Origin of the sequence: Selenomonas sp. oral taxon 138 str. F0429 (assembly GCF_000318175.2) — a bacterium.
GTDB classification, from domain to species: Bacteria; Bacillota; Negativicutes; order Selenomonadales; family Selenomonadaceae; genus Centipeda; species Centipeda timonae.
This window is the reverse complement of sequence record NZ_KB290938.1, coordinates 13,435-24,149: the sequence shown is the minus strand read 5'-3', so window position 1 is coordinate 24,149 and position 10,715 is coordinate 13,435. Positions and strand designations below refer to the sequence as shown.

General features: G+C 45.6%; 11 protein-coding genes and 1 pseudogene. 7 read left to right on the top strand and 5 right to left on the bottom strand.

The genetic code is table 11. From position 1 onward, the window contains the following. On the top strand, positions 1 to 215 hold a 215-nt coding region (locus HMPREF9163_RS12410), incomplete at its 5' end, for an ATP-binding protein (RefSeq protein WP_009440594.1). 49 nt (positions 216 to 264) lie between these two features. Next, positions 265 to 1,380, top strand: coding sequence for an AbiH family protein (locus HMPREF9163_RS05020; protein WP_009440593.1), 1,116 nt, complete (start codon positions 265 to 267; stop codon positions 1,378 to 1,380). A 68-nt stretch (positions 1,381 to 1,448) separates the two neighbouring features. Here the strand turns inward: HMPREF9163_RS05020 and HMPREF9163_RS05015 are convergent, their stop codons facing one another. From HMPREF9163_RS05015 to HMPREF9163_RS05000, 5 genes are all read right to left on the bottom strand, one after another. Continuing rightward, positions 1,449 to 2,801, bottom strand: a complete 1,353-nt coding sequence (locus HMPREF9163_RS05015; RefSeq protein ID WP_037346166.1) for an RNA-binding domain-containing protein — start codon at positions 2,799 to 2,801, stop codon at positions 1,449 to 1,451. A 165-nt stretch (positions 2,802 to 2,966) separates the two neighbouring features. Continuing rightward, complete coding sequence (locus HMPREF9163_RS12405) at positions 2,967 to 3,368, bottom strand: hypothetical protein (protein WP_009440591.1); 402 nt, start codon at positions 3,366 to 3,368, stop codon at positions 2,967 to 2,969. A gap of 51 nt (positions 3,369 to 3,419) precedes the next feature. Next, positions 3,420 to 4,808, bottom strand: coding sequence for an AAA family ATPase (locus HMPREF9163_RS05010; protein ID WP_009440590.1), 1,389 nt, complete (start codon positions 4,806 to 4,808; stop codon positions 3,420 to 3,422). Continuing rightward, positions 4,801 to 5,286 (bottom strand): ABC-three component system middle component 2, encoded by a 486-nt coding sequence (locus tag HMPREF9163_RS05005; RefSeq protein WP_009440589.1) that lies wholly within the window; start codon positions 5,284 to 5,286, stop codon positions 4,801 to 4,803. The genes HMPREF9163_RS05010 and HMPREF9163_RS05005 overlap by 8 nt, the downstream gene beginning before the upstream one ends. Continuing rightward, positions 5,259 to 6,191 carry an ABC-three component system protein gene (locus HMPREF9163_RS05000; protein ID WP_009440588.1) on the bottom strand — a complete coding sequence of 311 codons (933 nt, stop codon included), beginning with the start codon at positions 6,189 to 6,191 and terminating at the stop codon, positions 5,259 to 5,261. Before HMPREF9163_RS05000 ends, HMPREF9163_RS05005 begins: the two co-directional genes overlap by 28 nt. 600 nt (positions 6,192 to 6,791) lie before the next feature. Between HMPREF9163_RS05000 and HMPREF9163_RS04995 the strand changes: the two genes are divergently transcribed. The 5 genes and pseudogenes from HMPREF9163_RS04995 to HMPREF9163_RS12400 form a co-directional block, all read left to right on the top strand. Beyond that, a complete protein-coding gene (locus HMPREF9163_RS04995; protein ID WP_009440587.1) occupies positions 6,792 to 7,448 on the top strand; it encodes a sigma-70 family RNA polymerase sigma factor in 657 nt (218 codons plus the stop codon). A gap of 86 nt (positions 7,449 to 7,534) precedes the next feature. Beyond that, a complete protein-coding gene (locus tag HMPREF9163_RS04990; protein WP_009440586.1) occupies positions 7,535 to 7,831 on the top strand; it encodes a hypothetical protein in 297 nt (98 codons plus the stop codon). After that, positions 7,821 to 8,945 carry a DUF2800 domain-containing protein gene (locus tag HMPREF9163_RS04985; RefSeq protein ID WP_009440585.1) on the top strand — a complete coding sequence of 375 codons (1,125 nt, stop codon included), beginning with the start codon at positions 7,821 to 7,823 and terminating at the stop codon, positions 8,943 to 8,945. Before HMPREF9163_RS04990 ends, HMPREF9163_RS04985 begins: the two co-directional genes overlap by 11 nt. 12 nt (positions 8,946 to 8,957) lie before the next feature. Next, entirely contained in the window at positions 8,958 to 9,518 is a 561-nt protein-coding gene (locus tag HMPREF9163_RS04980) for a DUF2815 family protein (protein WP_009440584.1), read from the top strand. 68 nt (positions 9,519 to 9,586) lie between these two features. Beyond that, positions 9,587 to 10,715, top strand: a pseudogene (locus HMPREF9163_RS12400) (hypothetical protein); the annotation flags it as partial.

The following is a 10,715-nucleotide window of genomic DNA, read 5'->3' as shown; positions in this document are numbered from 1 at the left end:
GCAAGAAGACGCTTGAGGTGCTGCGTGAGCCGATTGAGGATCGCCAGATTACAGTGTCGCGTGCCAATGCGACGCTGACCTTTCCCTCTAGTATCATTTTGGTAGCGGCGATGAACGAAGTAACGTCGATAACGATACAATGTAATGATGAACGAGAGGCGATTGTCACAGACAATACACAAGCTAATATATCTTCCCTGAGATCAACTGCGTGAGGTCATTCGTTTTTGTTGTTATTTAGAGAGTTTGAGGAAATAACAGTATATGTTCAAAAAGTATGACACTGAGGTGTTTGAAAAATTTGATAATCAAAAAAATGTACAGCATAATATATTTGTGTTGGTTGGCAATGGGTTTGATATATCAGTTTTGAACAAATTTAAAAAAGGGAAAATGAATGGAAAAACAACAAGTTATGCAGATTTTTATGACTACATAACTTACTTTAACTTATCCGATGATACGAACATTTTATATGAAAAAATGAAAGAAGACAGAAGGAGAGGGAAAGAGAATTGGAGCGACTTTGAAAATACTATCAGTGAATTATTCAATGAACATGTTTCTATTAAAGAGTTAGAGACTTGTATAGATAAGTTTCAGGCATATTTTACAAAATTTCTTAATGAATTAGTTGATGCAGAAACTTTGCTAGAGTTGAGTAAATTTGTAAGTAAAAATCATTTGTTGATACAATCTATGGCAAGCTTTTTAAAAGATCTGGGATCTCCAGATAGCCTTAGATTTATATCAAAAACGAGGCACTATGATTTATTCTATTATGTATTTGCCAATTTTAACTATACTTCACTATTAGATAACTACTTGTATTTAGATAAAATACAATTCGACCCTCATTGTTATAGAACGGTTGATACACATTTATCTTTTGGTGTAAATAAGAAAAAATTTGGCTCCGATACAAGATGGTCATCGTATCTTGTTTCTGAGATTATACATCCCCATGGAACACAAGATATACCTAGATCAATTCTTTTTGGGATTGATCTTCCTGAATATGATAAAGGGGAATCACAAGAAAAGAGATTGGTCAAATCATATTGGAGTCAATATGACGTAAAGTATAAATCATATATGGAAGAAGCCGAGCTGTTTATAATATATGGGATGTCATTAGGAAGAACAGATGCTTGGTGGATGGATGAGATATTTCAATCAATTTTAGATAGAGATGTAGAGCTTATAATTTATAAACATGGAGATGAAGACAGAGATTCTATCAAAAAGATGTTTATTGACTGTTGCATAAGACATGTTGATTGTAGTGAAGAAACCAAGAAAAAGGTTGAGGATAATATACATGTAGTCACGTTCGACAATAATGATACATATTTTCTTGGATTTAAAGTTAAGGAATAAGGGATCGTTGGGGGAAAAAGTTGTAGGGTCGAGTGCATGGGAAATCTTATGCCTCGACCCTACAATATTTAATCGTTGATTTTCCAGTGTCCGAATCGTTTGCTGCCAACGCGCTCTACGCGACCAGTCTCACGAAGCTGTTTTACTTCACGTTCAATTGTCCTTTTTGCTACGTTCAGTCTTTCTGCCATTTTAGCCATTGTTATTTTGGGATTATCTATGAGCAACTCCAGAATCCTACCCGCTATACCGACATCCAAACCGACATCTAAACCGCCATCATGTCGGTTTTGAGATTTTGGATGAGCAATAAGTGCACCTTGGAGTGCCTTGAAATGTACTCGAAGTCCATTTCCTCGTAGTTCATAAAACGGAAGGTCTGCCCCCAGCTCTTTACAGGCCTCGCAGATTTTTTCGATACCGCGTCCCCAATGTTCAATGTATCCGGCACGGTAGAATACGTTTGCAATATCTGGATTATACGGTACGGAGTCATGAGGCTCCATCAATGTCTCTACCGTCCATCCATCTGGAAGAATGCACTGATTGCTTATGATAAACGCTTCATCCTCAATGCGAATCTGAACGGGAGTCCCAAACATATAGCAGGTGTGGGCAATCGCGTTATATACTGCCTCACGGATGGCATCTCTTGCATAAGGGTATATTTCCACTCGTCGATCATGTATATATGAGACATTAGCTTTCAGATACTTCAGATAAATCAGGTCGATTACTTGATCTGCATTCTTTATCAACGAATTTTCAAGATCGTCATGATATTGCAGGTCCGCTCCATCTCCGAACTTAGCGATTTTTATATAACTACCATTTTGTACAACACTGGGATCGTGGTAAAAGAGCAACACTGCTGATCTTTTTAGTTTGCCGTTGGACATCAGGTGCAACTTGCTTAAAAGCTCTGCGTTAGAAAGATCAAGATCCTCCTGAGCCATTCGTTTGCTTCTGAGGGCTTCTCTACGGAAGATTTTGAAGCTCTCCTCATCAAGGTCATCTACTGTAATATCCTCGACTGTTACATCCTCCCAACGAACCCCTGTCTTTCGCATGATAAACTGCGATAGCGCAATTCCGGTTAGTTGTTGTTTCGTGCCTCCGCTGCGATAATGGAATTCTCCATGATAGCTGATAGGGAAAGTGCTAGGCTCTACTTTGATTTCGAGATACTCCACACCATCTTTTGTGTGTTTGTTGACATCCGCAACGATTCCAAGACCGGACTGGATTTTATTCGGAATATCCTCCATCAGCTTTTTGATGTTCTTTACACCGACGATGTTTCCGGAATCATTCACACCGATGTACATCGTGCCGCCCTGTGCATTGGCAAACCCACAGAGCCATTTCAGATACTCGTCCCGCCAAGACTCTTTATATTCTACATTTTGACTTTCGGGCATATATCGATTCCTCCAAAGCATATTGTGCTTCTGTATTGTTGGATCCATTCTAACAATTGAGATCACATATCTTCACTATACAAATTGAGGGGGGCATACCATACTCTATTCTTTTATATAACATAATAGAGCTCCATGCTCAAATTTTTCAAAGGTGAATAAGGATTATTGATCTTCCGCATTATACACATCATTCAAAAATCCATACCTACCTTTTTCTTTGTTTCTAGAGAATTGAATAACATGGACAGCATTTTCCTCACTGTCAGTGGGAATGAAGGGCATACGTTTTGTTTGCTCAACAATGATGACCTGTCGTTCGTGGGCATTAGAGATGAGATAATTTATGAAATTCTGTTTTATGGTATCGTTTTGTTCTTTATGTTCCGCTTCAGAGAGCTGCGTCAAGGAGGAATCGACTGCATAGAAGCCGGGAGCACTCCTTCCAAGATCAATGAGGTATGAACTCATCGCCATTGTTGTGATTGTGTTCAGTAGTCCGCAGAAGCCTCCACCCATTGAGACGGATTTTTTAAGCCCATCAATCTCAATGTCGAAGTTCTCCATATTAAGTCTTGCTGAACTCGCTCCTCCAATATGGGCGGCTTTCAAAATCTGCTAAAGTTTCTTTTCAAAGCCTTTGATGAGATCGTAGTCATAATCCTCGAACACATTATACTTCGAGGGGCGCGATACTTCTTCTGTTTCCTTGTTGAACAACTCACTACTGTACTGTATTTCGTCTTGACGGACAAAATCGAGCTCTCCTGAAAGCCGTATCAGTTTTAGATGTTGTTCAAGTTTTTCTTCAAAAGAACTTAATTGAGGCTGTAATTGCTTAGTAATCAGGGTATCAATAGCATCTTTCTTTTCTTCTAATGCCCTGATTGTGGTAATGATCGTTTTTTGTTGATGATTGACGCCTTGCTGAGCAACATTTAGTTCGGATAGATGATGTTTAATTTTTTCAAGTTCAGCTGCAGATGCTTCAATAAAAGATGTGCTCTGTACACGTTCTGCATATTCACCGCAGATAGGGCACTTAACTTTTTTTCGGATAGGTGAGATACTCGCTGCGCCATCAACAATAAACTCGATTCGCCTGATATCAGCTTGATACTGTTGGTGTAGGACAGAGAGATTATGTTCTACAGTTTTTGATTCGGAGAGTTTACCATTCCATGCATAGATTTCCGACATAATCTGCTGACTTTCTTTTGCAGCAGAATCCATCCGTGTCTGCAGGTCAGAAATCTCTTTTCGAATACGCTCGACGCTCGTACGAGGATCTGTGATATTTGAGGATGAGAGAGCAACTTCTAGTTTTTCTCGTCTGGCAGTGAGTTCCTTTACTTTTTCTTGGATGTATCCAATCACAGCCTTCTTTTTTGCTTCGCTGATTTTAGGATCTTCTGTTGCAATAAGGGAATTGGCATCTTTCCCGGTTAATAAATACAACAACACTGATGCCGATGCTGTGTGACCTATGGTATTGGGCGAAAGTAATGCTGAACTTTCTCTTGCGACATCTCCTTGCCGAATGAAAAACAGATGGAGCATGCTTCTCCATGTTAAATCTTGGGTTTTAGTGCCTGTTTCTGCCGAACGAATAACATGCGGTTCATCAATTCCAAGCAAATGAAGATAGACAGCGTTGATATTCTTCTTGGCGTTATGACTTACGCTGTATGTACCATGCTCAACTGTTGGATCTGTGCCGCTGGCGAGAATTTTTGAATCACCTATTTTGCGCTTCAGAATAACGCTTCCTGTGCCTGTTGCCAAATGGAGCGTGACATACTCATAGCCGTATTGGTTATCAACAATTTTTGAAGGTCGGTTTTTCTTCGGGGAGAATCCGAATACATAATCCAAGCAGTCCATGATGAGGCTTTTTCCTGTATTGGAAGGCCCCAATATAAAATTCAAACCAGGTTTGAAATCAATGACGGTGTCTTTGTGCCATCCACCGGACACGATCAGTTTTTCAATATAAAATCTATTCATGTCCGACCTCCTTTAGTGATTGAACAGTAAGCTTGTTTATTTCTTTCAACATCGCCTTGGCATTTGCTCCATTAAACTTACTAAGTACAGCATGAGTCGCAATAATGTATTCTTTTGCATAGTCATTGTCAAATTGCTTACAGACCGCCATTCCGAGCTCTGTAATGGAGTATCTGTACCCGGTTGGAGTGGGAGATAGGCGAACATATCCATCCAGTACAAGGTTTTTTAAAGCAGAATCCACCATATGCTTTCTTGCTGGATATTCACTAAATCTGTAATCGCCATATCCATGCAGGTTTTCGTCCAGTAGACCAAAGTCTGATGCGTAAACAGAGATGAAATCTAATGCACTGACTTGTTGTTCATCTAATTTTGAAGGAAACAACTCTTTCAGCATGAGAAGAATACGGAGAGAAATTTCAAAGACTGAGCCAAGGGCGGATTCACTCATTGCTTCTTTCTTCTCCTTATCCATGCAAGTTTACCGTCGTTCACAAGATGATGGCATACACCTTTTTTGATTTTTCCACCGATCCAATATGGAGATGCGCTGAGAACATAGTTTGTCATCGGTGTGGTGACTGCCTGCTCCATTACTGCAAGCATACGCTCATAACCATTCGGGTGTGTTCGTTTTGCTGTGTCTGTCACGCCGACAAGAGTTTCGGATTTCAAGACGTCAAATTGATCTGTTAGACTGCCACTGCCCAACTCTAATACTCCGCGCCGTATGCTTTCAGCCGCATAAAAATCGATACGGCGACCATTTAAATCCTCCTCATAGTCGGGAAATGATATAAGGTCATTCCTTGAAAACACATCTATGCCCTCGGCATCGCCGTATGCCAAAAACAACTCATCAATATATGTTTCCTCATTTTGAGTCGCTTCCTTAGGAACCGGTACATTAGCCGGACGGGGGAGCGACTTTATTTTTTCTTGGATGTCATTGATCAGCGTCAGATCTAAATCAGATTTTTGAGAGGGGGGAGATGAGGCAATATTGTTGATGATGTCTAAGATTATAGACTCTAACAGGTCTGCACATGCTGTGGCTGGATCATCACTTGAAATGTTATGTCTGACCAACCAAGCTGATATCTTGTCATAAGACGATGTATCATCCATTCTCTCCCATATCCAATGCGAGAATTTTTCCTTATCACGGTGGTCATAGAGATATTGTGCATCCTTTACTTGAATGAGGCGGATTCCTTTGATGTATCGATACTTTGTGTCATTCTGTCTCTTCAGTAGTTTACAGGCGTCCATTGCAGCATCTTGTATGAAATTCCCGATCAGCTCAGTGAAATAGTCATACTCCGATTTTCCATATGAAATATAGGCTGAAAGACCTGTAGCATATTCAGAAAAAGTCATGACTTATATTCCTCCTGTTTGAAGATTTCCTTTCTGTCCGAGAGCGTCCGGGAGTGTCCGTCCAGTCCGATTTTTAAATAAGCTATTTTGCTAAACTGCTATTAGTAAGTTGATTTTGTAGAAGTCCTCATCAAGCACAGCATATGAAATCTCTCTGTGAAGATAGTGCATAGAACTATTATAACACATTTCCAAGACAGTCCTTGCACCTTCGTCGTTTTATCCGGGGGGCAGAGGAAATCTAGTACATCTAAATTATAACACGAGCAAGAGTTTCTTTTCTCGCTTTTGTGAGAAAAAAACAGAAAAAATTCTAATCAAAAAGCGGTGACCAAATCGGATGTATGTGTCCGCTTCTTTGTAGAGAGGTAAAACTTTTTAGGAGGTGGTAGGAAAAATCAAATTCGGTTTCCCAAAGTAAGTCAATCTGTTGTCCAAGATGGCCATAGGACGGCGGGATGCGAATAGGGGTTCTGACAGCATACGAGCTTGTCAGTATCTCTATGCTCCCACCGTGCTTCTTTATGCCCATTTTTGGAGTGAAGCCCGTGTGTAGTTTTGCATCCTGCCGTTCGGCAAGAACGAAAGGAACGCAAAACTATGAAAATCCAGCTTAACGGTATCATCAAAGACTACTCTGCGCAGGAGGTCAAGGCTCTCCAACAGCAAGGGCATCGTTTTCAGCTCAGTAAGAAGTTGGGCGTGTATGTTCCCGTCCCAATCCAGATTCACGAAAATGGTGGAACCAGAGATACGGGGATGGATGAGCTCGTCCGTCGCAAAGCAACCGGCGAGAAATTCCTCAAGGCATCGGGACAGGCGATTTATGCGCCGGTCAATACCGAGCAATACTCCGCCGTCATGCGTCCGATCTGGCGGGAGGATAAGCGGGAAAAGCGCGAGCAGCACTGTATGTATGAAGGAAAGCCCTGCTGCGCCAACCGCAGCTGTGATGGATGCTCACATCCCGTGTATCGGACAATCTCTTTGGAACGTGCGGTGGAAGTCAATGACCCGGCACTTCCCGTCCACGAGGATGTTGCCGACACTGCAGCACGCGAGGAGCGTAATCGCAGTCTGTACGAGGCTCTCTCCAAACTCGATCCCATCGACCATGAAATTCTTATCCGCAGGGCGGCGGGAGAGTCGGAGCGTGCCATTGCCGCCGCTGTCGGTTTCAAATCTAAGGAAAGCATCCGCAAGCGCATGAATAAGTTCATGCCCGGGCTTCAAGCACAGCTCAAAGATTTTATGTAAAAATCGGTGACCAAAACATACGGCGGTGTCCTCTTCTTTATAGGAAGGTGAAAATCCCCGCAGTCAATTGAAAGGAAGTGATCTCCATGCGGGAGGAAAACGAAGCAATAGCCGAGCTTATCGGCGTTCTTCACCGATTGGTCGATGTCTTGGAGGAATTCGTGCAGAGCACTCCAAGCGATGAGCAGTCGAAGGTGTCGGAATCGGAGGAATCCTCACCGACACTTGAAGAAGTACGCACCGTGCTTGCACGGCTCTCTGTCGAAGGGCACAGCGCAGCAGTCGAGTCTCTGATCTCCAAGTTCGGCGTAGACAAACTCAGCGAGCTTGCGCCGGAGCACTATGCGACACTCCTGAAGGAGGCTGAGAAGATTGGCTCGTAAACACGCCGTCCTCTCCGCATCCTCTGCCGCACGTTGGATCGCCTGCCCGCCGTCAGCTCGCCTCAATGCGGAAAAGTCTGATGCGCCAAGCGAGTATGCCGCCCAAGGGACAGATGCGCACACGCTCTGTGAGTACAAACTCCGCAAGGCACTTGGTGAGCGAGTGCGCGATCCGACCAAGAAGCTGTCCTCCTATGACAGTGAGATGGAAGAGTGTGCAGACTTTTATGCCCAGTTCGTTATGGGGCTTGTGTCGCAGTTCCGCGAGGAGTCGAAGGATACGATGGTGTCCGTGGAGCAGCGTGTGGACTTCTCGGACTTTGTACCCGATGGGTTCGGCACAGCCGACACGCTCATCATCTCCGGCAAGACCGTCTGCATCGTGGACTACAAGCACGGAAAGGGCATTGAGGTCAGTGCTGAGCGCAATCCGCAGATGATGTGCTACGCGCTCGGCTGCATCCAGATGTTCGACGGACTGTACGACATCGAGTCGATCTGGATGATTATCTTCCAACCGAGACTCAGCAACATCTCGGAGTACACCATCTCGAAAGTAGACCTTCTGACATGGGCGGCAGATACGCTCGTTCCTGCCGCGAAGTTGGCACACGCAGGAGAAGGCGAGTTTTGCGCTGGAGCGCACTGCCAGTTTTGCAGGATTAAGGCAACGTGCCGCAAGCGGGCAGAGTACAATCTGGAACTGGCTCGGTATGACTTTGAGATGCCTCCGACATTGGAAGATGCCGAGGTGGAAGCGGTGCTTGCAAAAGCCGATATGCTCGCCGCATGGGTCAGCGACATCAAGGAATATGCCCTGCAGCGGGCAATCCAAGGAAAACAGTGGACGGACTGGAAACTGGTGGAAGGCCGCTCGAATCGGAAATACACCGACGAGGCGGCGGTCGCCAAAACAGTCAAAGAAGCGGGCTATGAGCCATATGAGCAGAAACTGCTCGGGATTACGGCAATGACCGCGCTTCTCGGAAAAAATAAGTTTGAGGAACTGCTCGGAGGCTTCCTCGTAAAACCGCAGGGGAAACCAACCCTCGCTCCCATGAGCGACAAGCGGCCTGCGATGAATACCGCAGCAGAAGATTTTGAAGAAAGTTGAGGAAAACACATCATGGCAAAAGTTATCAATCCGACAAAAGTGATCACGGGAGTCAAGACACGTTGGAGCTATGCCAACGTCTGGCAGGCAAAGTCCATCAACGGCGGTACGCCGAAGTTCAGTGTCTCGCTTATTATTCCCAAGTCCGACACCAAGACCGTGACCGCAGTCAAGAACGCCATTCAGGCGGCGTACGAGGAAGGGCAATCAAAGCTCAAGGGCAGCAGCAAGTCCGTGCCCGCACTCACGGCGATCAAGAACCCACTCCGTGACGGCGATGTGGAACGCCCGGACGATGCGGCATACAAGGACAGCTACTTCATCAACGCCAACTCGGCTACGGCTCCCGGCATCGTGGATGCTGCCCGCAATCCGATCATCGAGCACTCGGAGGTCTACTCCGGCGTTTACGGACGCGCAAGCATCAACTTCTACGCATTCAACTCGAACGGCAACAAGGGCATCGCTTGCGGGCTGAACAACCTGCAGAAGATTTCCGACGGTGAGCCGCTCGGCGGCAAGACCCGTGCCGAGGATGACTTCGCGGATGAGGACGAGGACTTTCTCAGCTAAATAACGGCTGACAGACATGGGCAGTGGGGATTCTTCCTCGCTGCTTTTGTCACGGAAGGAGAAGTGACATGAAATCATTGTCCATCGATCTCGAAACGCGGAGCAGTGTGGATATTGGGAAAAGCAGCGTATATCGTTACACCGAGGCAGAGGATTTCGCGATCCTGCTCTTTGGATATTCCGTGGACGGAGGCGCGGTGCAGGTCATTGACCTCGTGCGTGGTGAGCGGATTCCGCAGGAAATTCTGGATGCGCTGGCGGATGATAGCGTCATCAAGTGGGCATTCAACGCCAACTTTGAGCGTGTGTGCCTGTCGCGCTACTTGTCGGACTTTGGGATGCTTCGCATTGCCGAGGATGCCCGCTTTCTGAGTCCCCACAGTTGGCGATGCACAATGGTCTGGTCTGCCTACATGGGACTGCCGCTCTCACTTGCCGGCGTTGGACGTGTGCTTGGACTGGAAGAGCAGAAAATGAACGAGGGTAAGGCTCTGATCCGCTATTTTTCAACGCCTCCGTTCCACGAACCCACGGGAGCGAAGTGGGAACTCTTCAAGTCTTACAACCGCCGCGATGTCGAAGTGGAGATGGCGATTCAGCAGCGGCTCTCCAAATATCCTGTGCCTCCGTCGGTGTGGGAGGAGTATGTACTCGACCAGGAGATCAATGATCGCGGGATACGTCTGGATATGCTGCTTGTGGAGAACGCCGTCCAGATCGACGTGCGCACCAAGGAAAAACTGACGGATAGGCTGAAAACTCTGACCGGCCTTGAGAACCCGAACAGTGTCACGCAGATGAAGGCATGGCTCAAGGAGCAGGGAGTTGAAACCGAGTCGCTCGAAAAGAAGTCCGTGACTGCCCTCCTTGCCAATGTTCCCACTCCGCTGAAGGAAGTACTGGAACTTTGGCAGCAGCTTGCAAAGTCCTCGGTGAAGAAATATCAGGCGATGCAGAATACCGTTTGCTCGGATGGTCGTGCGCGGGGAATGTTTCAGTTCTATGGTGCGAACCGTACCGGGCGGTTTTCGGGACGCCACATTCAATTACAAAATCTTCCTCAGAATCATCTCACCGACCTCGAATGCGCCCGCAGCCTCGTGCGGCAGGGAGATTATGAGGCACTGGAACTGCTCTACAACTCTGTGCCGGATGTGTTGTCGCAGCTGATTCGTACTGCCTTTATCCCGAAGGAGG